The sequence below is a fragment of the Lonsdalea quercina subsp. quercina genome (assembly GCF_000688695.1).
GTDB classification, from domain to species: Bacteria; Pseudomonadota; Gammaproteobacteria; order Enterobacterales; family Enterobacteriaceae; genus Lonsdalea; species Lonsdalea quercina_D.
Genome location: NZ_JIBQ01000003.1, coordinates 278,960 through 305,947 on the forward strand (window position 1 = coordinate 278,960; position 26,988 = coordinate 305,947).

The following is a 26,988-nucleotide window of genomic DNA, read 5'->3' on the forward strand; positions in this document are numbered from 1 at the left end:
GAGAGCTCTATGAACCCTGAGCGTTCCGAACGCATAGAAATCCCCGTATTGCCGCTGCGCGATGTGGTGGTTTATCCGCACATGGTCATTCCGTTGTTTGTTGGTCGGGAGAAGTCAATTCGGTGCCTTGAAGCCGCAATGGATCACGATAAAAAGATCATGCTGGTTGCACAGAAAGAGGCCTCAACGGATGAGCCAGGTGTTAACGATCTTTTCTCGGTTGGGACGGTAGCCTCCATTCTTCAGATGCTGAAATTGCCTGACGGTACCGTTAAGGTACTGGTCGAAGGCTTACAGCGAGCGCGTATCACCACGCTGTCTGACAGTGGAGAGCACTTTGCCGCGCAGGCTGAATATCTGGACTCGCCTGAAATTGAAGAGCCTGAGCAGGAAGTGCTCATGCGCACGGCGGTCAATCAGTTTGAAGGCTATATCAAACTGAACAAAAAAATCCCGCCTGAAGTCCTGACGTCGCTGAACAGTATCGACGACGCTGCCCGTCTGGCTGACACGATTGCCGCACACATGCCGCTGAAACTGTCCGACAAGCAGTCGGTCCTGGAAATGTTTGACGTGACGGAACGTCTGGAATACCTGATGGCGATGATGGAGTCGGAAATCGACTTGCTGCAGGTGGAAAAGCGCATCCGTAGCCGCGTCAAAAAGCAGATGGAAAAAAGCCAGCGCGAGTATTACCTGAATGAGCAAATGAAAGCCATTCAGAAAGAGCTGGGCGAGATGGATGACGCGCCGGACGAAAATGAAGCGCTGAAACGCAAGATTGAAGCGGCTAACATGCCGAAAGAAGCCCGGGAAAAAACCGAGGCTGAGCTGCAGAAGTTGCGGATGATGTCGCCGATGTCCGCGGAAGCTACCGTCGTGCGCAGCTACATCGACTGGATGGTGCAGGTTCCCTGGAACTCACGCAGTAAAGTGAAAAAGGATCTGGTCAAAGCCCAGCAGATGCTGGATAGCGACCACTATGGTCTGGATCGCGTAAAAGAGCGCATCCTTGAATATCTGGCAGTACAGAGCCGTGTCAGCAAAATCAAGGGGCCGATTCTGTGCCTGGTAGGGCCGCCGGGGGTGGGTAAAACCTCTCTGGGACAGTCCATCGCCAAAGCGACCGGACGTAAATATGTCCGTATGGCGCTGGGCGGCGTGCGTGATGAGGCGGAAATCCGCGGTCATCGTCGTACCTATATCGGTTCCATGCCGGGCAAACTGATCCAGAAGATGGCGAAGGTTGGGGTCAAAAACCCGCTTTTCCTGCTGGATGAGATCGACAAAATGTCTTCGGACATGCGAGGCGATCCGGCCTCTGCGTTGCTCGAAGTGCTCGATCCGGAACAGAACGTGGCGTTCAACGATCACTACCTGGAAGTCGATTACGATCTCTCGGACGTCATGTTCGTGGCGACGTCCAACTCCATGAACATTCCGGCCCCGCTGCTGGACCGTATGGAAGTGATTCGTCTGTCTGGCTATACCGAGGATGAAAAACTCAACATCGCGCGGGAACACCTGTTGCCGAAGCAAGTTGAGCGCAACGCCCTGAAGAAAAACGAGCTGAAGGTGGATGACAGCGCGATTATCGGCATCATCCGTTATTACACCCGCGAAGCGGGGGTACGTAGTCTGGAGCGTGAACTCTCCAAGCTGTGTCGTAAGGCGGTCAAATCGCTGCTGATGGACAAGTCCCTCAAGCACATCGAGATTAACGGCGACAATCTGAAAGAGTTCCTGGGCGTTCAGCGCTTCGACTACGGTCGTGCGGACGATGAGAACCGCATTGGTCAGGTGACCGGCCTGGCGTGGACCGAAGTCGGCGGCGAGCTGCTGACGATCGAAACCGCCTGCGTGCCGGGTAAAGGTAAGCTGACTTACACCGGTTCTTTGGGTGAAGTCATGCAGGAATCGATTCAAGCCGCATTGACCGTGGTACGCGCGCGCGCTGACTCTCTGGGTATCAACTCAGACTTCTACGAGAAGCGCGACATCCACGTTCACGTACCGGAAGGTGCGACGCCGAAAGACGGTCCGAGCGCGGGTATCGCCATGTGCACCGCTCTGGTCTCATGCCTGACGGGGAACCCGGTACGAGCCGACGTGGCGATGACCGGTGAGATTACGCTGCGGGGTCTGGTGCTGCCCATCGGCGGCCTGAAGGAGAAGCTGCTGGCGGCTCATCGCGGTGGTATCAAAACCGTGCTGATTCCAGATGAAAACAAGCGTGATCTGGAAGAGATACCGTCAAACGTGATTGCCGATCTGGAGATCCACCCGGTAAAACGTATTGAAGAAGTGCTGGAGTTGGCGCTGCAAAACTCGCCTCATGGCATGAAGGTGGTGACTGCGGCGGCGAAATAGTGACCCATCGCAAGAACCATTCATAAAATAAAGGCTGGTAAGTGTAATGATGCTTGCCAGCCTTTTTTTGTGCGGCTAAGTTAGAGCACTGTTAATCGTACGGGTAACCTCCGTGGATTTAACTGAATGTTAAAAAGCTACTGCTGCGCCAGAAAATAAGGGATGCAGCCACAGGATTTCAGAGGGGATGAAAGAGTGAACAAGTCACAATTGATCGACAAAATTGCTGCAGATGCTGATATTTCCAAAGCGGCGGCAGGACGTGTGTTGGATGCAATTATTGGGTCTGTTACTGAATCTCTGAAAGAAGGGGATGACGTTGCTTTAGTTGGGTTCGGAACATTTTCGGTACGTGAGCGCGCAGCGCGCACAGGCCGCAATCCACAGACCGGTAAGGAAATCAGTATTCCTGCCGCCAAAGTACCGGGCTTCCGCGCAGGTAAGGCGCTGAAAGACGCCGTGAATTAATTGTCTTAGGGGAGAATCTCTCCCCTAAACATTACCTGACGTCACGATGTGGGTAAGGTAAGATATGGGGCGCATCATTCAATGATGTGCCTTTTTTTACCGGAAATCCGGACTACTATCATCAGGCAGTTGCCTGAGTGCGCCCTGGCCGTTTTGCGGCTATAGCATCGCAAGGAAGCATGGCTGCGGCCTGCGCAGGGAGTTTCATCCATTCTACAGCGGAGTGTTGTCACATTATGATGGACAATTTACGCGCGGCCGCGAATAACGTCGTGCTTAAAATTATTCTGGCCCTGATCATCGGTTCATTTGTGCTGACCGGCGTAGGTGATTATTTGATTCGCGGGTCAGGTGATTACGCAGCGAAGGTCAACGGGCAGGAAATTTCCCGTTCCCAGTTGGAACAGGCTGTGCAAAACGAACGTAACCGACAGCAGCAGATGCTGGGAGAAAACTTCTCTATTCTGGCGAGTAACGAAGGCTACATGCAGCAGTTGCGTAAGCAGGCGTTGTCACAGCTGATCGATGAAACGTTGCTGGACCAGTATTCTCACACGCTGGGTTTAAGCATCAGCGACGAGCAGATTAAGCAGGCCATTTTCGCTATCCCCGAATTCCAGACCGATAACCGCTTCGATAACGAAAAATACCTGACCCAGGTGCGTCGTCTTGGCCTGAGTCCAGATACCTTTGCCCAGATGCTGCGCAAGCAGCTGACCACTCAGCAGTTGGTCCGTGGTCTCGGAGGCACCGAGTTCCTTCTGCCTCAGGAGCTTGATCGCCTTGTACAGCTGGCAGCGCAGGATCGCACCATCCGCACGGCGACCATCAATACCGCCGACCGCGCCCAGTCGCAAACGGTCAGCGATGCTGAAGTTCAGAGCTTCTACGATCAGAACAAGAGCCGCTATCTGGCGCCTGAACAGTTCAAGGTCAGCTACATCCTGCTGGATGCGGCCGCTATCATGGACAAAACCAAGGTGGATGATGCGGCTATCGCCGCCTATTACGATCAGCACAAAAACGATTTCACTCAGGGCGCACGCAAAAAATACAGCCTCATTCAGGTAAAAACAGAGGCGGAAGCCAAAGTTGCTCTGGATAAACTGCAGCACGGCACCGACTTCTCCGCGTTGGCTCAACAGATCTCAACCGACGTCGTTTCTCGCCGCAACGGCGGCGACCTGGGCTGGATGGACGACAATTCAACCGTGGACGAACTGAAGCAGGCAAAACTGACCGAAAAAGGGCAGCTTTCCGGCGTCATCAAATCCTCGGTGGGTTACTTGATTGTTCGTCTGGACGATATGCAGCCGCAGCACATCAAGCCGCTGGCTGACGTTCGCGCTGAACTGGCTGAGAAGGTGAAACACGAAAGAGCACTGGATGCGTTTTATGCGCTGCAGCAGAAAGTCAGCGAAGCGGCCAGCAACGATAATGAGTCGCTGGCTTCCGCAGAACAGGCTGCCGGCGTTAAATCAGTCCAGACCGACTGGTTTAGCCGGGATAAAGTTCCCGCCGCGCTGAATTTCCAGCCGGTTACCCAGGCCATTTTCGGCGGTTCTCTGTTAGGCGAAAATGGCGCCCCGGGCAGCAATTCGGATGTGATCAGCGTTGATGGCGACCGTGCTTTTGTCGTGCGCATCAGCGAGCACAAACCGGAAAGCACCGAAGCGCTGGATCAGGTGCGCGATCAGGTTGTTCAAACCTTGAAACGTCAAAAGGCGGATCAACAGGCGCGTCTTGAGGCTGAGAAAATCCTCGCCGATCTGAAAGAAGGGAAGATGGACAGTCTGAAAGCCGCTAATCTGACTTTCAGCGCGCCAAAAACACTTTCTTCCCTGAACCAGAACGAAGTGATGGCTGAATCGATCTTTGCTTTGCCAATCCCGCAGAAGGACAAGCCATCTTACGGCTTATCGAAGGATCAGGCGGGCAATGTGGTGATTGTGGCGTTGGACAGCATTCAGCCTCACACGCTGCAAGATCAGCAGAAACAGCAGTTTGCTAATCAGGTGAAACAGAATGGCGTCGGCTCTCTGTTTGACGTCTTGATTACCAGCCTGCGCAGTGAAGCGAAAATCAAGCTTGGGAATGCCGCTCAGCAGCAGGAATAACCCTCGCAAGAGAATGTAACGCACTGCAACAGACAAAGGCCGCTTTCGCGGCCTTTTCCACATTTGAACACCGCGCATTGTTGCTGATTTCCCCTTCAGGCAAGGTGGACGTGCTGTCAAACACAAGGAGATAACAGCATGAAAAAATCAGGAATCAAGGCAGTGTGCTTCGTCGTAGGTCTGACCCTGTCGAGCCTGCCAGCACTTGCTCAGGCCGCCACAAAAGTGGATACCAACAAAGCAGTGGCGACTTTACAGCAGGACGCGGCGGGCAAAAAGTTGGAACAGGCCATACCATCGGCCAGCGATGAAGAAAAAGTGAGTATCAACTCGGCGTCTGCGGAAGAGCTGGCCGATATTCTCAACGGTGTGGGGTTGAAAAAAGCGCAGGCTATTGTCAGTTACCGGGAGCAAAACGGTCCTTTCACGCAGGTTGATCAGCTACAGGAAGTTCCGGGGATCGGCGCTTCGCTGATTGAACGCAATCAAACCCGCTTACGACTCTGACGCTACGCTAAAACGGGACGGCCGTTATGAGGGAGGATGCTTTGGGGCAGGGGCGACGTGAGTTGAATCACGCCTTCGAAGTCGTTCTTGCCACAGGGCGGAGTTAGCGGCCGGAACGTGTTTCTGACGAGGGGAGAGTATCGGCACGGCGCTCGCTCTATCTCGCAATGAGTCTGTCCTGTGTCGGTAAGCAGAAGCTGACGGTGGTTATTCGTGCGTTCGTCGATGGATAACCACCGGTCAGCAATGCGCTTGCGACGTGGGTTACTTCAGCCCGGTTTTCTTGGCCAGAGATGCTCTGACGCTTTCGGGGTTCTGCTGATAGTGCTCTAACCCTTTTTGGCGCAGATGGCAGGCGGCGCATTGACCGCAGCCGTCGCCTTTAATGCCGTTGTAACAGGTCAGCGTGTGGTGACGAATCGTGTCTAACTGCTGGTAGTGGTCGGCCAACGCCCAGGTTTCGGCTTTGTCCAGCCACATCAGCGGCGTCACGAACCGGATATCTTTGGCCAATCCGAGCGCAACACCTTTGTTGAGTGCTTTGACAAACTCGTCGCGGCAGTCCGGATAGCCGGAAAAGTCGGTTTCGCAGACGCCGGTAATCACCGTGTCGGCACCGACCTGGTAGGCATAGATTGCGGCCAGCGTGAGAAAAAGAATGTTGCGACCGGGGACGAAGGTGCTAGGTAGACCGTCCTGGTTCTCGTCGAAGTCCGGCACGGGGATGTTGTCCCTCGTCAGGCTGCTGACGGCGAGTTCATTCAGCAAACGAACGTCCAACACTTTATGAGCGCATGCGCCTAAGCGTTGAGCCAGTTCGGCAGCTACGTCGATTTCAGCCCGATGACGCTGTCCATAATCGAACGTCACGCAGTGCACGTGATCGTATTGCTTGAGTGCCTGTATCAGGCAGGTTGTGGAATCCTGTCCACCGCTAAAAACAACTACTGCGCTTGTCATGCTGGTTCACCTTAATGAGCAGGGCCGTACATCTAGACTACGGCTTAACATGTCACGAAGGGGATATGGTAACTCAAATCTGTCCTCGCTTCAGCGCAGTAAATGACATCATGCCGGGCAGGGCGTTAGGCTGTCTTGCTGCTGTTCTGAGGCAAGCTGTCGGGTGTAAGGCGCCAGATTACCGATGTGCGCCGCTACCCACTCGGGGTTGTAATAAGTGTCCAGATAGCGCTCGCCGCTGTCGCATAGCAGCGTCACAATGGCGCCTTGACGGCCTTCGGCTTTCATTTTCTCGGCTAGTTGCAGCATGGCCCAGACATTGGTGCCGGTCGAGGGGCCGACTTTGCGGCCAAGGACGCTCTCCAGCCAGAGTAGGGTCGCCACGCTGGCGGCATCGGGCACTTTAATCATGTCGTCTATCACACTGGGAATGAAAGACGGTTCCGCGCGCGGGCGGCCAATACCTTCGATTCTGCTGCTGCAAGCGGCGGTCAGCGAACGGTCCTGCTGACGATAGCAGTCGTAAAACACGGAGTTTTCAGGGTCGGCAACCACCAGTTTCGAATCCAGGCCTTTATAGCGAATATAACGCCCGAGGGTCGCGGAGGTTCCGCCGGTGCCCGCGCTCATCACCAGATAGTCAGGAACCGGGAAAGGCTCTCTGGACATTTGGTGGTAAATACTGTCGGCGATATTGTTGTTGCCGCGCCAGTCAGTCGCACGCTCCGCGTAGGTAAACTGATCCATATAGTGGCCGTTAAGGTCGCGGGCCAGCTGCTCTGACGCCGCGTAGATCTGTCCAGACTGCTCGACAAAGTGGCAACGGCCGCCATAAAACGTAATCTGCTCGATTTTACGTTTCGCCGTGCAGGCAGGCATTACGGCAATGAAAGGCAGTCCCAGCAGGCGAGCAAAGTAAGCTTCGGAGACGGCGGTACTGCCGGAGGAGGCTTCAATGATCGTCGTGCCTTCCTTAATCCAACCGTTGCTGAGGCCATACAGAAACAGCGAGCGTGCCAGCCGGTGTTTAAGGCTCCCGGTGGGGTGGGTGCTCTCGTCCTTCAGATAAAAAAAGATGCCGGGGTAGGCGGGTAGCGTCAAGCGCATGAGGTGCGTGTCTGCGGAACGTTGAAAATCAGCTTCAATCGCGCTGACGGCATTTTTAACCCATGAGTGAGTCATAAGAGAACTTCCGTTGCATCTGAAGGATGCGCTTAGACTACCGTGGTGGCGAGGAAAAAATATTGCATAATTTTCTTTATTTGGACTAAATAGTAGAAAATTTTTCTATGGTTATCCCATATGCTAGATAAAATCGATCGCACTTTGCTCTCTCTACTACAACGTGACTGTACGCTCTCGCTGCAGGCATTGGCCGAGGCTGTCAATCTCACATCGACACCGTGTTGGAAAAGGCTGAAGCGTTTGGAGGAGTCTGGGTATATCAAGGCGCGTGTCGCCCTGCTGGATAACGAACGGCTGGGGTTGGGCTTAACGGCTTTTGTGCTCCTGAAAACTCAGCAACATAATAGCGAATGGTATCGAGACTTCTGCCGTTTCGTTTCCGATATGCCCGAAGTGTTGTCCTTTTATCGCATGGCCGGTGAGTATGACTACCTGATGCAGGTTCGAGTAGAGGATATGAAAAACTATGACAACTTCTACAAGCGTCTCGTCAAAGGTATTCCAGGTTTAGTGGACGTCACGTCCAGCTTTGCGATGGAAGAGATAAAACACACAACGGCATTGCCGATTAAGGTCTAAATTTATCCATCAGGGCAATCATGTATACTATTGTTCTGCCCGCAATAATAATGATGCTACTAGCTTTGGAATGAAGACCGCGTGAGACTTTTTGCTCAACTAGGATGGTATTTCCGCCGTGAATGGAAGCGTTATCTGGGGGCGGTGATCCTCTTAATCGTTATCGCGATACTGCAATTGCTGCCTCCGGCTCTTGTCGGGATTGTCGTCGACGGCGTAACGCAACGTGAGATGCCTGCTGCTACCGCGATGGGGTGGATTGGGCTCATGGCGCTGTCCGCGGTTCTGACCTACCTGCTGCGATATTTCTGGCGCGTTCTGCTGTTTGGCGCGTCATATCAATTGGCGGTGGAATTACGTGGCGACTTTTATCGTCAGCTGAGCCGCCAGCATCCTGCCTTTTATCTACGTCACCGCACCGGAGATTTGATCGCGAGAGCCACCAATGATGTCGACCGAGTGGTGTTTGCCGCTGGTGAAGGCGTGCTGACGTTTGTCGACTCTCTGATGATGGGGTGCGCCGTCCTAGTGGTGATGTGCACACAGCTCAGCTGGCAGCTGACGCTGCTGTCGTTGGCGCCGATGCCGATTATGGCCATCATCATCAAACATTACGGCACGCAGTTGCACCACCGCTTCAAAGCCGCTCAAGCCGCGTTTTCTATGCTGAATAACCAGACGCAGGAAAGCCTGACCAGCATCCGCATGATCAAATCGTTCGGACTGGAAGATTATCAGTCTCAGCGTTTCGCCGAAGTCGCCGCCGACACGGGGGCCAAAAATATGCGAGTGGCACGCGTGGATGCGCGGTTCGACCCAACGATTTATATTGCTGTCGCATTGTCCAATCTGCTGGCGATCGGCGGCGGGAGTTGGATGGTGATCCACGGGACGATGACGTTGGGCGAACTGACCAGCTTCGTCATGTATCTGGGCCTGATGATTTGGCCGATGCTGGCGTTGGCCTGGATGTTGAACATCGTGGAACGCGGCAGCGCTGGCTACAGCCGTATTCGTCAGCTCCTGTCCGAGAAGCCGGTGGTGATCGACGGTGCTCAGTCTTTGCCGGACGGACCCGGTACGTTGGTAGCCGATATCCAGGCATTCCACTATCCGCAGCATAGTCAAACCGTGCTGCATGACGTCAGTTTCAGTCTGCAACCCGGCAGAATGCTGGGGCTATGTGGCCCCACCGGCTCCGGGAAAAGCACGCTGATCGCTTTGTTGCTACGTTCTTTCGACGTGGAAGAAGGGCGCATTTCTTATCATGACCTCCCGCTCAAAAGTATTCGCCTGGATGACCTGAGATGCCGGTTCGCGGTCGTTGGACAAACGCCGTTCCTGTTTGCCGATACGGTCGCGGGCAATATCGCCTTGGGTCGTCCGGATGCGACGGAAGCGCAAATTCAGGAAGCGGCGCGTCTGGCTCATGTTCATGACGATATTCTGCGTTTGCCGCAGGGGTACGAGACCGAGGTGGGCGAGCGCGGCGTCATGCTATCCGGTGGGCAGAAGCAGCGTATCGCCATCGCCCGCGCGCTTCTGCTAGAGGCTGAGGTGTTGGTGCTGGATGATGCCCTGTCTGCTGTGGACGGACGCACCGAACACGAAATATTGAACAACCTGCGTGAGTGGGGTGAAAGGCGCACGCTGATCATCAGCGCACACCGGCTTTCCGCCTTGGTCAACGCGGATGAAATCCTCGTGCTGCAACAGGGCCAGGTGGCTCAGCGCGGCAATCATCAGGCGTTGTCACTCGAATCAGGTTGGTATCGGGACATGTATCGTTACCAGCAACTGGAAGCCGCATTGGACGAGCCGACGTCGATTGAGGAGGTCAAAGGTGAATAATTCACATCCGCTCTGGCCGACGCTGAAACGTCTACTGGCCTACGGCTCACCCTGGCGCAAGCCGCTGGCGGTAGGCATGGTGATGCTCTGGGTTGCGGCGGCGGCTGAAGTCGCAGGACCCATACTCATCAGTTATTTTATCGACCATCTCGTCTCAAAAGGGCACTTCCCGCTGATGTTGGCCAGCGGTTTGGCGGCAGTTTACGTGTTGCTGCAACTCCTCGCCGCATCACTGCACTACCTGCAATCGTTGACCTTTAATCGGGTTGCAGTGGGCGTCGTACAACAATTGCGCATCAATGTGATGGACGCCGCGTTACGTCAACCGCTGTCGACGTTCGATACCCAGCCTGTCGGGCAACTGATTTCCCGGGTGACGAATGATACGGAAGTGGTCCGGGATCTCTACGTGATGGTGGTGGCGACGGTGCTGCGCAGCGCGGCGCTCATCAGCGCCATGATGGTGGCGATGTTCAGCCTTGATTGGCGTATGGCGCTCGTCGCGCTGACCATTTTTCCGGCTGTGATGGTGGTGATGGTTATTTACCAGCGCTATAGCACGCCCATCGTGCGCCGTGTGCGGAGCTATCTCGCCGATATCAACGATGGCTTTAACGAAGTCATCAGTGGTATGAGCGTCATTCAGCAATTTCGTCAGCAGGCCCGGTTTGGCCAACGCCTGAGTGAAGTCAGCCAAAAGCACTATTTGGCGCGAATGCAAACGCTGCGTCTGGAGGGGTTCCTGTTACGTCCGTTGCTGAGCCTATTTTCTGCGCTGGTGTTGTGCGGGCTCCTTCTGCAGTTCGGTTTCAGCTCGGTCGGCTCGGTGGGCGTCGGCGTGTTGTACGCTTTCATCAACTACCTTGGACGGCTTAACGAACCTTTGATTGAGCTAACGACTCAGCAGTCGATGCTTCAGCAAGCCGTCGTGGCCGGCGAGCGTATTTTCGCGTTGATGGATGGCAAGCGTCAGGATTATGGCGACGATTTAGATCCCCTGACTAGCGGACGCATCGATATCGACGACGTGACCTTCTCATACCGCAGCGGCAAGCCGGTATTACGTAACATCAACCTGCAGATCCCTGATAAGGGATTTGTCGCGCTGGTGGGCCACACTGGCAGCGGCAAAAGTACGCTGGCGAACCTGCTGATGGGGTATTACACCCCCGAACACGGCGTTATTCGGCTGGATCAGCGCCCGCTGCCGACGTTGTCCCATCAGGTTCTGCGCACCAATGTGGCGATGGTTCAACAGGATCCGGTAGTCCTTGCGGACTCAGTCTATGCCAACGTCACGTTGGGCCGTGATATTGATGAAGAGAGTGTGTGGCGCGTGTTGGAGATGGTGCAACTGGCTGAGCTGGTTAGGGATATGCCCGAGGGCATCCACAGTCGTATCGGCGAACAGGGCAACAACCTTTCCGTGGGGCAAAAACAGCTGCTTGCGCTCGCCCGCGTGCTGGTGAATTCGCCGAAAGTGCTGATTCTCGATGAAGCGACCGCCAATATCGACTCCGGGACAGAGCAGGCCATCCAGAAGGCGTTACGCTTGATCCGCGCTCAAACTACGCTGGTGGTTATCGCTCACCGGTTATCGACGATTGTCGAGGCGGACAACATTCTGGTACTCAACCACGGCGAAATGGCTGAGCAGGGGACACACACGCAATTGCTGGCTCAGCAAGGGCGCTATTATCAGATGTATCAGCTACAGCTGGCAGGGCAGGCCCTTGCAGAGTCAAAACGCTACGATACCGCTGAGATGACCTCCTGAATCCCCTTGTGAACTACGCCTGATTTTCGGCACGCACCATAACCTAGCAGAGATTTTCCTGCTAAGAAGGTAAGGTGCACTGGAATCAGGCGTGGTGCACGAAAATGGTGCGCTGGTTGTGTGCGCTTTGATTCCTGATTGTCCATTCTTTATTCAAGCGCGATTTGCGCGATACGCGCATTCATCACCTTTCACCGCTTTTCCATCGTCTAATCATTTATGGCACATCAATTGCTTTCAATGATGTCGTATAGACATTTGATAGTGACGGCGCAGGCCTGAACTTAACGGGTTAGGGGGATGAGAATGAAACTGGTGACTGTGGTAATTAAACCGTTCAAGCTGGAAGATGTGCGCGAAGCCCTTTCTTCCATTGGTATTCAAGGCCTTACCGTTACAGAGGTGAAGGGGTTCGGACGCCAAAAAGGCCATGCGGAATTGTACCGCGGCGCAGAATATAGCGTGAATTTCTTGCCTAAAGTAAAAATTGATATCGCTATCGCCGACGATCAGCTCGATGAAGTTATTGATGTGATCAGCAAAGCCGCCTATACCGGCAAGATTGGCGACGGGAAGATCTTTGTCGCCGAACTACAGCGCGTCATTCGCATCCGTACCGGCGAAACAGATGAAGCTGCACTATAACAACTACCTGATTTAGCCTTATAAATAGGGATGAATGAAATGAAGAAACTATCCTTCTTGTCTGGTCTGGGTACCGCAGCCATGCTCCCGGCCTGCGCCATGGCAGACACTGCAGCACCAGTAATCGATAAAGCCGATAATGCTTTCATGATGATCTGTACCGCTTTGGTGCTTTTTATGACCATTCCTGGTATCGCGCTGTTTTACGGCGGTCTGATTCGTTCCAAAAACGTGCTGTCCGTACTGTCTCAAGTGGTTGTCGCCTTCGCGCTGGTTTGTCTGCTGTGGGTCATTTATGGCTACAGCGTTGCGTTTAGCTCCGGCAACGCATTTTTCGGCAGCCTGAGCAACTTCATGCTGAATGGTATTGATATTAACTCGCAGAGCGGCACGTTCTACCAGTACATCCATGTTGCTTTCCAGGGCTCCTTCGCGTGCATTACCGTTGGCCTTGTGATTGGTGCTCTGGCGGAGCGTATTCGCTTCTCCGCAGCGCTGATTTTTGTGGTCCTGTGGCTAACATTATCCTACCTCCCTATGACTCACATGGTATGGGGCGGCGGCTATCTGGCCGCTGACGGCGCGCTCGATTTCGCCGGGGGCACGGTAGTGCACATCAACGCCGCGGTTGCGGGGCTGGTTGGCGCAACTTTGTTGGGTAAACGCGTCGGCTTCGGCAAAGAAGCATTCAAACCCCATAATCTGCCGATGGTGTGTATCGGTACCGCTATTCTGTATATCGGCTGGTTCGGCTTCAACGCGGGTTCGGCTAGCTCAGCCAACAATATCGCGGGTCTGGCATTTTTGACGACCGTGATCGCTACGGCGGCAGCGATTCTGGCCTGGGTCGTCGGCGAATGGGTTCTGCGTGGCAAGCCTTCTTTGCTGGGCGCATGCTCCGGCTGTATCGCCGGTCTGGTTGCCATTACGCCTGCGGCAGGTACGGTTGGCGTTGGCGGTGCGATGGTTATCGGCTTTGCGGGCGGCTTCGCTGGCCTGTGGGGTGTAACCGTGTTGAAACGCTGGCTGCGCGTTGACGATCCCTGCGACGTCTTCGGCGTTCACGGCGTCTGTGGTATCGTCGGCTGCATCCTGACGGGCGTCTTCACCTCGTCTTCGCTGGGCGGCGTGGGGTACGCGGAAGGCGTCACTATGGCTCATCAGGTTTGGGTTCAGCTGTTCAGCGTGATCGTTTGTATCGTATGGTCTGGCGTGGCCGCATTCATTGCCTTCAAAATCGCTGATATGGCTGTGGGTCTGCGCGTGCCGGAAGAGCAAGAACGCGAAGGGCTGGATGTTAACAGCCACGGCGAAAACGCTTACAACCAATAATCAGTATCCTGGGGCGTGTGATACACGCCTCGACCGGAATAAAAAACCACCCGTGAGTTCGCTGCGGGTGGTTTTTTTATGGGAAATCACAAGGTAGAACGGCTAAGCGCTGTGTCGCCGAATAACGCCTTCTTGCATGCTGGAGGCGACAAGTACGCCTTCTCTGGTGTAGAACTGACCTCGAACCAACCCTCTAGCGCCGGAGGCGGATGGGCTGTCGACAGCATACAGCAGCCAGTCATCCATTCGGAATGGTCGATGGAACCACATGGCGTGATCGATCGTGGCGACCTGCATGCCGGGTTCGAGAAAACCTACGCCGTGAGGTTGGAGCGCCGTCAGCAGGCAGTTACAGTCGGAGGTATATCCCAAAAGATACTGGTGAACGCGTTCATTGTCAGGCAATTTACCGTTAGCTCGACACCAGACGTGGCGGATTGGCGGCTCAACCTCCCCTTTAAGCGGGTTATGAAATTTTACCGGCCGCATTTCGATAGGACGCTCTTTGGTGAACGTTTCTTTCAGCTGAGGCGGCAGCAAATGGGCCAGGCTCTGAGCGATGTCTTGCTCCGACGGCAAATTTTCGGGCATCGGCACTTGCGGCATCACGCTCTGGTGTTCGAACCCCGACTCGGGTTGCTGGAATGAGGCGGTCATATGGAAAATAGGGCGGTCATTCTGAATAGCATCTACGCGTAGGGTGCTGAAGCTCTTACCTTCTCGTAAGGTCGCAACCTGATAGATAATTGGCTTATGACTTTCTCCTGGCAAGAGAAAGTAACAGTGAAAAGAGTGCACGCTACGCTGTTCGGAAACCGTCTGTTTCGCCGCCGAGAGCGCCTGACCGACAACCTGGCCGCCAAAGACCTGTCTCAGCCCTAAATCCTGACTTTGACCACGAAATAAACCTTCCTCGATTTTTTCCAGATTCAGCAAATCGAGAAGCTGTTGTAATGCCTGACTCATCATTATCAGCCTTGTCGGTAGTACGCCATGTTGCGGGTCCTTGTGGCGATGACCACGTGACCCCNCTTTTTGTTTTGGTCCTTTCTGTCATCCCTTATGAAAATATCAAGATATTGAACCATAATTAAAACGCCGAGTGGTTCTTGCTACTTAGCGGTCATCGGTTTTCGCCGAAGGCCATATAAATGATAAAGGGAGACTTACCAAATGAAATTATGGCATATCTTGGGCGGTATCATGGTATCGATCGGCTTGGTTGGGTGTGCAGATAAAAGTGATAGTGGTGTAGCTCCGGATGTCAGAGGCCCTATCCCGGCAAGCGGCAGCTATCTGCCCGGCATTGCGCAGCCCTCCGTAACCGGTACGGTGAATATTCGACAAAAAATCGCACTGCCAGCGGATGCTGAATTGACGGTGACCGTATCAGATGCCTCGCTGGCCGACGCTCCGTCGAAAATCATTACCCAACGGGTGACGTTAACTCACGGAAAACAGTCGCCTTTCCACTTCGTTCTGCCCTACAACCCGAATGATATCCAACCTAACGCGCGTGTGCTTTTGAGTGCTGCGGTTACCATCAATCATCGCGTCACGTTGATTACGGAGCGCGTAGTGCCTGTGATCACCAATGGCGTTCGTTCCGCCGAGTTGACTTTGGTTCCTGTGGAGTCTGTGCCTGTACCGGCTAACCCGTCAGTACCCTTAGCGGCGGGGACGGATGTCCATAGTGGAGCGACGGTCCCCCCTGTTTCAGGTTCGGCCGTTTCCCCTATACAGTAATCAAGGGGTAACCAATGGCGAGCGATCAGATTTACGCCGTTGGTTGCCAACGAAACTGGTTGAGGTCGATTTTACCAGCCAAATTAAATCTTACTCCTTCCGCAACCAGCGCCAGCTTTTGGCGCTGGTAATGGGGCCCCGTCAAAGATAGCTCGCCCTTTCGATTAATCACACGGTGCCAGGGGAGCTTGGTTCCCTCAGGCAGATTGCGTAATATGGCGCCGACTTGGCGCGCAGCGCGGGGCGAACCGGCTAAAAGCGCGATGTCTCCGTAGGTTGCGACTTGACCACAGGGGACCGCCTCGATGACCTGGAACACGCGTTGTCGAAAATTATCTTCATGTGGCGACATAGCCGTAGGGAGTCTCCTGTTTGCCATGAGATTTATCGATAGCGCATGGTATCAAGTCAGTAGTGGGTAAGAAAACGGCGGTTAGGCCGTGTCGGCTTGCAATTGGGCAGACCATCGCTGATAATGCCCACCGCTTCGCAGTGCGGAGCCGTCAATGGAGGCCCTGTTGGTTCTCCCGCAACACTAACCTGTGGNCTCGGTCAGGTCCGGAAGGAAGCAGCCGCAGCAGGCGACGTGTGTGCCGGGATGTAGCTGGCGGGGCCTCCACCATTTCAGATGTTTCTTACCCCTTTTTGCCCTTCTTATTTTTTATTTTTGCTCCCCGGATAATCTTTGTTTAAGAATCTGGCGTCGTCTCACGTTTTATTTATTCGACGTCATCGAGTTTAAGCATTGAACGCCATTGGGGGTAAGTTTATAAAAAGACTTATCTCTATAGGTAGGGAGTTGTTTAATAAAATGGGTGTTAGGTTATTTCTGATGAATTAAGGCGGAAATATGTACATATGAGTTGTTACTGATTTTAGCATATTGCTTAATTTTTCTAATAAGACAAAGGCCGATCATGATATCGGCTCAATGTACTTTCAGCTCGACCTTAGGGATTAATACGTATTAACGTACATATTTCCATACAGCGGTAGGGACTTTGTCGTAGAGCTTATTCATGGTCAGCTCGGCCAGACGATGGTCGGCAGCGGAATAGAACATTTCTAACTCATCGTTAGAGAGTTCATACTTGTTTTTTTCAATAACGCGTTCAAGGGTGTCAATGGTTGTGCATTTGCGCAAACGCATCAAGTAATCTATTTTTTTCATAATAACCTTTATGAATTTTCCTGGGTTAAAATAAGTATAAGGCAAATAATTGCTTAAGTTCTTACTGTTGCATAGCTGCTCTTTTCTGAGAGCATTCTGAATAATTGTGACTTAGATTTTTGCCATCTCCGCAGCTCCGCATCATTAATGCCGTAATTGCTGAAAAGAATATAAGTATCGTCTAAATATTTTTCAACCCGCATGTACAACTCTTCATCATCCGGGTATTTAATTTTATAGGTGCCAATAAAGGCCGCAATATGCTCAATAAGTTCATTGAGCTGAAGATTTATTGCGGAGGTCGGATCATTCACCCAGCCGTGATTGCTGTCACCTAGTGTCGCGATACTTTCGTCGCGCAGATTCTCACACAAGAATCTGAGTTGGGCAATATCATAATGTTTAGGTGAGTACTCATCCATTTCAATCCCTCCGTTAAGCCATGGTTCAGTCTTACTTAGGGTTTACTCCTGCTGGAGCAGGTAACGTGATGAATTGCATAAGAGAGATTACACTCTGCTGTCCTCAAATAGACCAACCAAGGATAACACGGTGAATGTAAAGAATGTCCTCACGTCTTTGTAAAAATCATTCTGCATCAACTATAGCAAAGAACGCCTCGGTTCGCACAGCGCGGACATTTTCTGTAGCTATTGCTGCTATCGAACTCATCGTTCAAATTTTGTAATGTATTAATTGAATCATAAGACTATTAAACGTCTCTTTTTAAACGTCCCGCTTTTACTATGTTAATTAGTTTTTCCAGAATTGGATGTAAGCTATCCATATAAAATGTAACAAAAATAGCATCAACCAATCTGAAAGGTCTTGACCGAACGGCGGGTGGGATAGGGCAGGATGCTCCCCTATAGCGGCCAAAAGCCAGGCCGCTTTTAAAGGTGATAGAACGCAATACGCCGAATCACTAACACTCAGTGAGTTACCTAAGTGTTAAAGCCTGTTTAAATCCGAAAAGGGGAGAAAATTTCTTTCAGGCTTAATTGTTTGTTTATTGATGACGGCGTAAAGGTCCGATGAGTTATTCATTAGTATTTTTTCTTTTTCCGGCCTTGAACCGCATTAAAGCGAGGATGTGTTTTACAAATAACGTAAATTCTGCCGCGTCGTTTAACGACGATACAATCCTTGTGGCGATTTTTGGCGCTACGTAGTGAGCTTAATACCTGCATAAAGCATTTCTCCCGTCTTTAAGATTTAAGAAAATGGCCGAATCTTTTCTGAAAGCGTGCTGCGCTTCCCTCTTTTGAATACTCTTTCTGCTTGCCCGTGTAGTAGGGATGCGAGGCTGCAGAAACTTCAACGGTGACATAGGGATAAATTTTCCCCTCATATTCGTGGGTTCTTTCCGTCGCGATCGTGGATCCGACGGTATAGAACGTGTTTGCGCTGGTGTCGTGGAAAAGGACGGTGCGGTAGTGAGGATGTATATTGGGTTTCATAATACGCCTGTGCTTTATGTTATAACATAACATTATTTTGCGCTTTTTTTACTCGTCGATCAACAATGGTTTGCATGAATGGGTGAGTGGTGGGCAAAAAAATAGGCCGCTCGCGCGGCCTATTTTTGACTAAGGATGTGAATTAGTGCTGGTCTGGCTGATGTTCCGTATTCTCAGCGCTTTTCTTTTTACTGAAGCGTCGGCTGACGACGACATAAAAGACGGGCACGAAGTAGATAGCCAAAATGGTGGCGGTCAACATCCCGCCCATGACCCCAGTCCCGACTGCGTTCTGCGCGCCGGAGCCTGCGCCAGAGCTGATGACTAGCGGCACGACGCCCAAAATAAAGGCCAGGGAAGTCATCAGAATGGGGCGCAAACGCATCCGAACGGCATCGAGCGTTGCTTCCACCAAACCTTTTCCTTCTTTTTCCATCAGGTCTTTCGCAAACTCAACTATCAGAATGGCGTTTTTGGCGGATAGCCCAATAGTGGTGAGCATCCCCACCTTAAAGTACACGTCGTTTTCCAACCCGCGCATGCTGGCAGCGACCACTGCCCCCAGAATCCCGAGCGGTACAACGAGCATGACGGAGAAGGGGATAGACCAGCTCTCGTACAGTGCGGCAAGACACAAGAATACGACGATAGCGGAAATGACAATCAGCGCAGGCGCCTGATTGCCTGCCAGACGTTCCTGGTAGGACATGCCCGTCCAATCGAAGTTGACCCCTTCAGGCAGCTGCGAAGCCAGTTCTTCCATCATCGCCATGGCTTCACCCGTACTTTTTCCTGGTGCGGCTTCCCCCAGAATCTCCATAGAGGGTAACCCGTTGTAGCGTTCCAGACGGGGTGAACCATATTCCCAGTGGGCCGTACCGAAGGCGGAGAACGGAACCATCTGGCCGGCTGTACCGCGAACATACCAGTTCTGAATATCGCCGGGCAGCATACGGAACTTCGCATCCGCCTGAACGTATACTTTTTTCACCCTACCGCGGTCGATGAAGTCGTTGACGTAACTTCCCCCCAATGCGGTCGCCAGCGTCGAGTTGATTTCATCCAGCGTGACGCCCAGTGCAAGCGCTTTCTCCTGGTCGATATCCAGACGATATTGCGGTGTGTCTTCCATGCCGTTCGGACGTACGCTCACCAGTGTATCCGAATGCTGCGCGACCAACCCTAACAGCTGGTTACGAGCCTGCATCAGCTTGTCATGGCCCAAGTTGCCTTGGTCAACCAGCTGGAAGTCGAAGCCGCTGGCGGTACCTAGTTCAACGATGGCGGGAATGTTGAACGGAATGACCAGCCCTTCTTTTATCTGAGAGAAAGCGGCATAAGCTCGGCCGGCGATAGCATCGACCTTATTGGCCGCTCCGCTACGTTCATCCCAGTCTTTCAGGCTGGCAAAGGCGATCCCCATGTTCTGCCCGCGTCCGGCGAATCCAAAACCGTTGACGGTAAAGACGGAGTTCACATTGTCTTTTTCATTATTCAGGTAGTACGAATCCACTTGATCCAGCACTTTTTGGGTGCTTTCCTGCGTGGAGCCGACAGGCAGCTGCACCATGGTGAGCAGTACGCCCTGGTCTTCCTGAGGCAGGAATGAACTAGGCAGACGCAGGAACATCAGACCGAGGCCAATAACCAGCAGCAGGTAGATCACGACATAGCGACCGGTGCTGCGAAGAATGTTGGCAACGCTGTCGGTGTAGTGATGCGTACTCTTTTCGAAAAGACGGTTGAACCAGCCGAAGAAGCCCTTGGTTTTGCCGTGACCATGATTATCAACAGGTTTAAGCAGCGTGGCGCACAGGGCTGGGGTCAGGATCAATGCCACCAGGACAGACAGCACCATGGAAGATACGATGGTAACCGAGAACTGACGGTAGATGGCCCCGGTTGAACCGCCGGAGAAGGCCATCGGCACAAATACCGCGGACAGCACAAGCGCGATCCCCACCAGAGCGCCCTGAATCTGGCCCATGGATTTTCGTGTTGCTTCTTTTGGCGATAGTCCTTCTTCCGCCATGACACGTTCGACGTTTTCCACCACGACGATGGCGTCATCCACCAGAAGACCGATCGCCAACACCATGGCGAACATGGTCAGGGTATTGATGGAGTAGCCAAATGCCGAGAGGATGGCGAACGTCCCCAGCAAGACGACCGGCACCGCGATGGTCGGGATCAGCGTCGCGCGGAAGTTCTGCAGGAACAGATACATGACCAGGAACACCAGCACGATAGCTTCAATCAGCGTTTTCACCACTTCGTTAATAGAAATCTTAACGAACGGCGTGGTGTCGTATGGATAGACCACTTTCAACCCTGAAGGGAACTGCGCCTGCAGCTTAGCCAACTCGGCTTTAACGGCGTTGGCCGTATCCAGCGCATTAGCCCCGGTCGCCAGTTTGATGCCAAGACCAGACGCTGGCTGACCGTTATAACGGGCAACAACGCTGTAGTCTTCACCGCCCAGTTCGATTCGGGCGACGTCTTTCAGCCGAACCTGTGAGCCGTCCTGGTTCACGCGGATCAGGATATTGCCGAACTGTTCGGTATTGTTAAGTCTTGTCTGGGCGATAATTGACGAGTTCAATTTTTGCCCCGGCACTGGCGGCGTTCCGCCTAACTGACCGGCGGCAATCTGCGTGTTCTGAACTGTAATCGCCGAAACCACGTCTGACGTGGTCATCTGATAGTTGGTCAGTTTGTTGGGGTCAAGCCAGATACGCATGGCGTACTGCGCGCCAAACAGCTGAGTATCACCAACACCGGTAACGCGGCTGATGGGGTCTTTGACGCTGGAGCCGACGTAGTCCGCAATATCCTGCTGGGTCATGTTTTTATCATCGCTGATAAATCCGACGACCATCAGAAAGCTGCTGCTGGACTTCTGCACGCTGACGCCTTGCTGCTGAACTTCCTGCGGCAAAAGCGGCATGGCGAGCTGCAGCTTGTTCTGCACCTGTACCTGCGCGATGTCAGGGTTAGCTTTGGAGTCAAAGGTTAATGTGATCTGAGCGTTACCGGACGAGTCGCTGTTCGATGACATGTACAGCAGATTATCGATGCCGCTCATGTTCTGTTCGATGACCTGCGTGACGGTATCCTGCACCGTTTTGGCGTCTGCGCCCGGATAAGAGGCGGTCACTTCAACCGACGGCGGCGCAATGCTCGGATACTGGGCTACCGGCAACTGCGTTATCGCCAATAGCCCGGTCAGCATCACCATAATGGCAATGACCCATGCGAAGATGGGGCGATCTATAAAAAACTTAGCCATTGATTACCGGCTCCTGTTAAGACTTGGCGGGTTGGGTTTGGGGCTGCTGAGTGCTGTCAGATTTGACTTCCTGCGCTGTCACCACAATACCGGGTTTAATCTTTTGCAAGCCGGAAACAATCACGCGATCGCCGGGTTTGATACCTGAAGTCACCACCCACTTGTCGCCGATAGCCTGAGCGGTGGTGACCGAACGGACTTCAACTTTGTCGCCTTCACCCACGACGAGTGCGGAAGCATCGCCGCGCGGAGTACGGGTCACTCCTTCCTGAGGGACCAGAATCGCGTTTTGATTAACGCCAGCATCCAGACGTGCACGGACGAACATACCGGGCAGCAGGTTGTGTGAGGGGTTCGGGAAGATGGCGCGCAGAGTGATGGAACCGGTGGTTTCATCTACGGTCACGTCGGAGAACTCCAGCGTACCCTGCTGATCGTATTCGGTACCATTTTCAAGCAACAGACGGACGTTGGCTTTACCGTTGGTCGCCTGGATTGTGCCACTGTTCAAATCGTTCTTGAGCCGCAGAAAATCGTTGCTGGACTGCGTCACGTCCACATAAATGGGATCGAGCTGCTGAATTGTGGTAAGTGCAGTCGTTTGAGCGCTGGAAACCAAGGCGCCTTCGGTGACGGTGGACTTACCAATGCGGCCTGAAATCGGGGCTGTGACTTTGGTGTAATCGAGGTTGATTTGGGCGGAGTCTACGGCGGCTTTGCCGGAAACGACGGTTGCGTCGGCCTGACGGGAGGTCGCGACGGCCTGGTCGTATTCCTGCTTGCTGATGTAGTTGGTGCCTAACAGCGGTTTGTAGCGGTTGACGGTCAAACGCGCGACCTCGGCGTTTGCTTGCGCTTCCGCCAGCGAGCCTTTCGCGCTATTGAGCTGTGCCTGATAAGGCGCCGGGTCGATTTGATACAGCGATACGCCAGCCTGGACGTCGCCGCCTTCCACGAAATTACGCTTGAGGATAATGCCACCAACCTGAGGACGGACTTCCGCCACCCGGAAGGAATTAGTGCGCCCCGGCAGTTCGGTGATGATATTTAGAGGTTGTGCTTTTATGGTGACAATATCTACCGATGGCGCGTTTCCTGCCGCATTGCCTTGGCTTTCACCCTTATTATCACATCCAGTGAGGACTAAGCCGCCAGAAAGCATCAGCACCGCCGCCAGAGGCAAAAGCCTTCTGTTTTTATTCATAAAATAAACCTCAAGATTCCGATTCGAAAATGGATCAATGGATAACAAGCCCAAACCCATTGCTGCGATAATGTTCAGTTCATGCTATGTTACATACATACACGAATGTATGTAAATCACACCTTTCAGTTAAAATAATGCTATGGCACGAAAAACCAAAAAACAGGCTGAGGAAACCCGCCAGCACATTATGGAGACGGCATTACGCCTCTTCTCCGAGCACGGTGTTTCCGCGACGTCATTGTCTGACATAGCGGTCGCTGCGGGTGTAACACGAGGTGCTATTTATTGGCATTTCAAAAACAAAGCTGAACTGTTTGCTGAAATTTGGGCGCGTTCAGAAACAAAAATTGCTGATTTTGAAACTGAGTATCATGCAAAATTTCCGGATGATCCACTTCATGTTATGCGGGAAGTCCTTATTTATATGCTGAAGCAGATCGAGTGCGACGGCGATTGGCGCGCGATGATGGAGATTATTTTCCATAAATGCGAGTTTAGCGGCGAAATCCGCTCGTCCTGCCATGGACGCAAAGAAATTCACCTTGATTGTTACAATAAAGTGGATGTTTTGTTGAGCCGCTGCATTCTCTCCGGCAAGCTGCCCGAGGATATTGATGCCCATCGGGCGGCGATTGCCCTGCGAGCCTACCTGTCTGGCGTGATGGAAAATTGGTTATTTATGCCGGAAAGTTTCGGATTGAGTCATGAAGCGCCATTTTTAGTCGATGGCCTTATCGATATGCTTCGTTTCAGCCCTGCGATGCGTCAGGTCCATTGACCTGAAAAATGTTGTTAGATCGTAAATACCGTTACGTTTCCCCACGGATTCACATATCTCGGCTCGACCGAGGCATGATAAACTTGGCCTATCTCCGCTTATACGATGATGTGCCATGAGTTCCAGCTTCGCTATTTTACGCCATTTTTACGCCTCTTTTTCTCGCGTGTCGCATTCCGCCTTGCGTTCGCTGTCGGCACTTCTTCTCACGATGTGTCTGGCGCTGGCCGTATGCGCGCCAGCGTTGGCGCTTACCAATGATTTGCCGGCCCGAAGCGATATTCAAAACCGTCTCGACACGCTGAATAAACAAAAAAGCCAGTCCCCGGCCGATAAGCTGGTTATAGAGGATTACACCAAAACGCTTGACGTTCTGGACGCGATAGAACGGGTTAAGCAGGAGACCGCTCAGCTGAAACTTCAGGCGGCGCAAGCCCCGGCCAAGCTGCGGCAGACCAGCGATGATCTGGCGGCGTTGACTTCGTCGTCGGAAGTTTCACTCGCGTCACTCGAATCCTTATCGATTAAACAGTTGGAATCACGCTTAAATGATACGTTGGCTGGCCTGCAGTCGGCGCAGGAAAACCTGTCTAATTACAATAGCCAGCTCATTTCGCTGCAGACGCAGCCGGAAAGAGTGCAGAGCGCCATGCTGACGGCTTCGCAGCGCAGCCAGCAACTGCGCAACCAGCTCAATGGTTTGGAGCCGGAACAGGCGACGTTGCGGCCGAGCCAGCAAACGTTGCTGTTGACGGAACAAGCGCTGTTGAGTGCTCAGATGGAGCAGCAGCGCAAAAGTTTGGAAGTGAACACGACGTTGCAGGATCTGCTGCAAAAGCAGCGTGACTACACGGCGGCCCAGATTAATCAGCAAGAACGCATGGTGCAGGCGCTGCAAAATGTAGTCAGCCACAAACGTCTCAACCTGTCGGAGAAGACAGCCAAAGAGGCGCAGACATCCGGCGAGTTGCAGCGCATTCAGGAAAACCCACTCGTTAAGACGGAAATGGAGACCAACCGTCAGCTCAGCCAGCGGCTGATTGCCGCGACCGAAGCCGGAAATACGCTGGTGCAGCAAAGCATTCAGGTAAAAAACTGGCTAGACCGCGCCACGCAGTCCGAGCGTAATCTGAAAGAGCAGGTCACCGTACTCAAGGGCAGCCTGCTGTTGTCGCGCATCTTGTACCAACAACAGCAAAACCTCCCTTCGGCAGATGAACTGAGCGACATGAGCACGCAGATCGCCGATCTGCGCCTGGAGCAGTTCGATATCAACCAGCAGCGCGATGAGCTGTTTCGCGGCGATGAATATATTCAGAAGTTGCTGGCGCGCAGCAATACGGCCTCCGATGACGAAGTGACCGACGCGCTGGAGCAGATTTTGGACATGCGCCGGGAGTTGCTCGATCAGTTGAACAAGCAGCTCGGCAACCAGCTCATGCTCGCTATCAACCTGCAAATTAACCGACAGCAGCTCGGCAGCGTGAATGCCTCGCTGCAAAGAACGCTGACTCAGCAGATCTTCTGGGTTAACAGCAANAAGCCGATGGACTGGAGCTGGCTGAAAGAATTTCCGTCCTCGCTTAAACAACAACTGCACGGCATCCATATCGGGGTTAAATCGGAACAGTTTGTTCAGGGGGCTTTACGCTCTTTGCTTTATGTTGTTCCGGCGATGCTGCTGGTGGGGCTGATCTTCTGGCGTCGAAAATCTATCGATCATTATCTCGACACATTGTCCAAAGACGTCGGACAGCTCAAACGCGACAGCCAGCTCCATACCCCGCAGACGATTCTACTCCTGCTGATTAAGGTGCTGCCCGGCACGCTGATATTAATGTGCCTGGGACTGTGGCTGGAGCGCTCCGGGGGGCAACTGGGCGAATTTGCATGGCTGCTAAGTCAGGATCTGGCGCTGTTCTGGCTCGTCTTTGGGCTTGCCTGGCAGGGGCTGAAGCCCGAGGGAATGTTCGAACGGCATTTCAACTTAGCGCCTTCGTTAAGCGCTCACTATCGCAGGCAGACGCTACGTCTGGGATGTGCGCTGCTGCCGTTGATTTTTTGGTCTGTTATCGGCGAACAGATCCCGTTGTATCTGGTAGACGACGTGATCGGGCAGTTGGTGATCGTCCTCAACTTGGTGCTGCTGTCGGTGCTGGTCTTTCCGCTTTGCCGAGATAGCTGGCGAGACAAAGATCGTCATACGATGCGTTTGATCGTCGTTACGGCCATTGCGCTAATGCCGCCGTTTTTGATCGTGCTGATGTTTAGCGGCTACTTCTATACGACGTTGCGCCTGTCCGGGCGCTGGATCGAAAGCCTGTATCTGCTGATTATCTGGAATGTGGTCTACATGGCGACGATCCGCGGGCTGAGCGTCGCCGCCCGACGCCTGGCCTATCGCCGTGCGCTGGCCAGACGGCAGAACATGGTGAAAGAGGGCGCGGAAGGGAGCGAACCGGTGCCTGAAGCGCCGCTGGCGCTGGAACAAATCAGCCAGCAGTCATTACGATTGACCACCATGGTCCTGGTTATGATCTTCTGCGGCGCTATCTACGGGATTTGGGCGGACCTGGTGACGGTGTTTTCCTATCTCGATAGCGTCACTCTGTGGCACTACAACGCGTCCGTGGGCGGCAGCAACGTCCTGCAAGCGGTAACGCTCGGCAACCTGCTGCTATCGCTGGCGGTGATTGTGATTGCCTACGTCATGACCCGCAACTTGCCGGGGCTACTGGAAGTTCTGGTGCTTTCCCGACTGCAGTTGCGGCAGGGGACCTCCTATGCCATCACGACGATACTGACCTACCTGATTACGTCCGTCGGCGCGGTGACCGCCCTCAGCTCGCTCGGCGTATCGTGGGATAAACTACAGTGGCTGGTCGCGGCATTGTCCGTCGGGCTCGGCTTCGGTTTGCAGGAGATCTTTGCCAACTTCGTCTCCGGTCTGATCATCCTGTTCGAACGCCCCGTGCGTATCGGCGATACGATCACCATCGGTACGTTTTCGGGAACGGTCAGCAAGATCAGAATCCGAGCGACGACGATTACGGATTTTGACCGTAAAGAAGTGATCATACCCAACAAGGCTTTCGTGACGGAACGTCTGATCAACTGGTCGCTGTCGGACACGATTACGCGTGTGATCATCAGTATTGGCGTGGCCTACGGGTCCGATCTCGATAAGGTGAAATCCGTCTTGCTGCAGGCCGCGCGTGAGAACGCCCGTGTGATGACCGATCCGGAGCCGCAGGTGTTTTTCCTCGCGTTCGGCGCCAGCACCCTCAATCATGAGCTGAGGTTGTATGTGCGCGAACTACGCGATCGCAGCTACACGGTGGATGAGCTGAATCGCGCGATCGACCGACTCTGTCGGGAAAATGACATCAATATCGCTTTCAACCAGCTGGAAGTGTATTTGCATAACGAGCAGGGTAAGGAAGTGAAAGAAGTGTCGCGTCAGCTGCCGGACAATCCATCGCTCCTGTAAGTTTCGACGACGGGAATAGCCGGAACAAACGTTTGAAACGTCTGTTCCGGCCGAAC

22 protein-coding genes and 1 other RNA gene are annotated in these 26,988 nt (G+C 53.2%); 13 read left to right on the forward strand and 10 right to left on the reverse strand.

All coding sequences use genetic code 11. The features are described 5' to 3' along the window. Positions 1-9: 9 nt before the first annotated feature. From lon to SB13_RS02530, 4 genes are all read left to right on the forward strand, one after another. Positions 10-2,370 (forward strand): endopeptidase La, encoded by a 2,361-nt coding sequence (gene lon / locus SB13_RS02515; RefSeq protein WP_026738837.1) that lies wholly within the window; start codon positions 10-12, stop codon positions 2,368-2,370. Between the two features lie 195 nt (positions 2,371-2,565). Beyond that, a complete protein-coding gene (hupB, locus tag SB13_RS02520) occupies positions 2,566-2,838 on the forward strand; it encodes a nucleoid-associated protein HU-beta (protein ID WP_026738838.1) in 273 nt (90 codons plus the stop codon). A 236-nt stretch (positions 2,839-3,074) separates the two neighbouring features. Then, positions 3,075-4,955 (forward strand): peptidylprolyl isomerase, encoded by a 1,881-nt coding sequence (gene ppiD, locus SB13_RS02525; RefSeq protein ID WP_026738839.1) that lies wholly within the window; start codon positions 3,075-3,077, stop codon positions 4,953-4,955. Between the two features lie 138 nt (positions 4,956-5,093). Continuing rightward, complete coding sequence (locus tag SB13_RS02530) at positions 5,094-5,462, forward strand: ComEA family DNA-binding protein (RefSeq protein WP_026738840.1); 369 nt, start codon at positions 5,094-5,096, stop codon at positions 5,460-5,462. 264 nt (positions 5,463-5,726) lie between these two features. Here SB13_RS02530 and queC read toward each other — a convergent pair whose 3' ends face one another. Together queC and SB13_RS02540 are read right to left on the reverse strand one after the other, a co-directional pair. Next, positions 5,727-6,422, reverse strand: a complete 696-nt coding sequence (gene queC / locus SB13_RS02535) for a 7-cyano-7-deazaguanine synthase QueC (protein WP_026738841.1) — start codon at positions 6,420-6,422, stop codon at positions 5,727-5,729. Positions 6,423-6,530: 108 nt separating this feature from the next. Beyond that, the gene (locus SB13_RS02540) at positions 6,531-7,604 is read right to left on the reverse strand and encodes a PLP-dependent cysteine synthase family protein (RefSeq protein WP_026738842.1); all 1,074 of its coding nucleotides are present in this window, start codon (positions 7,602-7,604) and stop codon (positions 6,531-6,533) included. A 120-nt stretch (positions 7,605-7,724) separates the two neighbouring features. Between SB13_RS02540 and SB13_RS02545 the strand changes: the two genes are divergently transcribed. The 5 genes from SB13_RS02545 (at position 7,725) to amtB (ending at position 13,791) form a co-directional block, all read left to right on the forward strand. Continuing rightward, positions 7,725-8,186, forward strand: a complete 462-nt coding sequence (locus SB13_RS02545; protein WP_026738843.1) for an Lrp/AsnC family transcriptional regulator — start codon at positions 7,725-7,727, stop codon at positions 8,184-8,186. 81 nt (positions 8,187-8,267) lie between these two features. After that, a complete protein-coding gene (locus tag SB13_RS02550; protein ID WP_026738844.1) occupies positions 8,268-10,037 on the forward strand; it encodes a SmdA family multidrug ABC transporter permease/ATP-binding protein in 1,770 nt (589 codons plus the stop codon). Next, entirely contained in the window at positions 10,030-11,814 is a 1,785-nt protein-coding gene (locus SB13_RS02555; RefSeq protein WP_026738845.1) for a SmdB family multidrug efflux ABC transporter permease/ATP-binding protein, read from the forward strand. The genes SB13_RS02550 and SB13_RS02555 overlap by 8 nt, the downstream gene beginning before the upstream one ends. A gap of 306 nt (positions 11,815-12,120) precedes the next feature. Next, positions 12,121-12,459, forward strand: a complete 339-nt coding sequence (gene glnK, locus SB13_RS02560; RefSeq protein ID WP_009114005.1) for a P-II family nitrogen regulator — start codon at positions 12,121-12,123, stop codon at positions 12,457-12,459. Between the two features lie 39 nt (positions 12,460-12,498). Then, positions 12,499-13,791 carry an ammonium transporter AmtB gene (gene amtB / locus SB13_RS02565; protein ID WP_026738846.1) on the forward strand — a complete coding sequence of 431 codons (1,293 nt, stop codon included), beginning with the start codon at positions 12,499-12,501 and terminating at the stop codon, positions 13,789-13,791. 102 nt (positions 13,792-13,893) lie between these two features. Here amtB and tesB read toward each other — a convergent pair whose 3' ends face one another. Then, the gene (gene tesB, locus SB13_RS02570; protein ID WP_026738847.1) at positions 13,894-14,757 is read right to left on the reverse strand and encodes an acyl-CoA thioesterase II; all 864 of its coding nucleotides are present in this window, start codon (positions 14,755-14,757) and stop codon (positions 13,894-13,896) included. 207 nt (positions 14,758-14,964) lie between these two features. Between tesB and SB13_RS02575 the strand changes: the two genes are divergently transcribed. Further along, complete coding sequence (locus SB13_RS02575; RefSeq protein WP_072000190.1) at positions 14,965-15,537, forward strand: YbaY family lipoprotein; 573 nt, start codon at positions 14,965-14,967, stop codon at positions 15,535-15,537. A gap of 31 nt (positions 15,538-15,568) precedes the next feature. On the opposite strand, the gene SB13_RS02580 is transcribed toward SB13_RS02575, so the two are convergent. Further along, entirely contained in the window at positions 15,569-15,889 is a 321-nt protein-coding gene (locus tag SB13_RS02580; RefSeq protein WP_026738848.1) for an MGMT family protein, read from the reverse strand. Positions 15,890-16,053: 164 nt separating this feature from the next. Here SB13_RS02580 and ffs point away from each other — a divergent pair. Beyond that, positions 16,054-16,150: signal recognition particle sRNA small type (ffs, locus tag SB13_RS17130), an RNA gene on the forward strand. 354 nt (positions 16,151-16,504) lie between these two features. Here ffs and SB13_RS02585 read toward each other — a convergent pair. The 6 genes from SB13_RS02585 to SB13_RS02605 all read right to left on the reverse strand — a co-directional run bounded on the left by SB13_RS02585 (position 16,505) and on the right by SB13_RS02605 (position 22,661). Then, a complete protein-coding gene (locus tag SB13_RS02585) occupies positions 16,505-16,708 on the reverse strand; it encodes an HHA domain-containing protein (protein WP_009114000.1) in 204 nt (67 codons plus the stop codon). 53 nt (positions 16,709-16,761) lie between these two features. Next, positions 16,762-17,130 carry an Hha toxicity modulator TomB gene (tomB, locus tag SB13_RS02590; protein ID WP_026738849.1) on the reverse strand — a complete coding sequence of 123 codons (369 nt, stop codon included), beginning with the start codon at positions 17,128-17,130 and terminating at the stop codon, positions 16,762-16,764. A 624-nt stretch (positions 17,131-17,754) separates the two neighbouring features. Next, complete coding sequence (gene ykgO / locus SB13_RS17135) at positions 17,755-17,898, reverse strand: type B 50S ribosomal protein L36 (RefSeq protein ID WP_072000191.1); 144 nt, start codon at positions 17,896-17,898, stop codon at positions 17,755-17,757. 18 nt (positions 17,899-17,916) lie between these two features. Further along, a complete protein-coding gene (locus SB13_RS02595; protein ID WP_026738850.1) occupies positions 17,917-18,168 on the reverse strand; it encodes a type B 50S ribosomal protein L31 in 252 nt (83 codons plus the stop codon). Positions 18,169-18,310: 142 nt separating this feature from the next. Beyond that, on the reverse strand, positions 18,311-21,457 hold the full coding sequence (locus SB13_RS02600; RefSeq protein ID WP_026738851.1) for an efflux RND transporter permease subunit: 3,147 nt from the start codon (positions 21,455-21,457) through the stop codon (positions 18,311-18,313). Positions 21,458-21,473: 16 nt separating this feature from the next. Further along, positions 21,474-22,661, reverse strand: coding sequence for an efflux RND transporter periplasmic adaptor subunit (locus SB13_RS02605; RefSeq protein ID WP_026738852.1), 1,188 nt, complete (start codon positions 22,659-22,661; stop codon positions 21,474-21,476). Positions 22,662-22,803: 142 nt separating this feature from the next. Here SB13_RS02605 and acrR point away from each other — a divergent pair, with 142 nt between their 5' ends. Together acrR and mscK are read left to right on the forward strand one after the other, a co-directional pair. Next, positions 22,804-23,442: a multidrug efflux transporter transcriptional repressor AcrR gene (acrR, locus tag SB13_RS02610; RefSeq protein ID WP_026738853.1), complete on the forward strand. Its 639-nt coding sequence runs from the start codon at positions 22,804-22,806 to the stop codon at positions 23,440-23,442. A gap of 211 nt (positions 23,443-23,653) precedes the next feature. Then, positions 23,654-26,932 carry a mechanosensitive channel MscK gene (gene mscK, locus SB13_RS02615; protein WP_026738854.1) on the forward strand — a complete coding sequence of 1,093 codons (3,279 nt, stop codon included), beginning with the start codon at positions 23,654-23,656 and terminating at the stop codon, positions 26,930-26,932. Positions 26,933-26,988 lie beyond the last annotated feature (56 nt).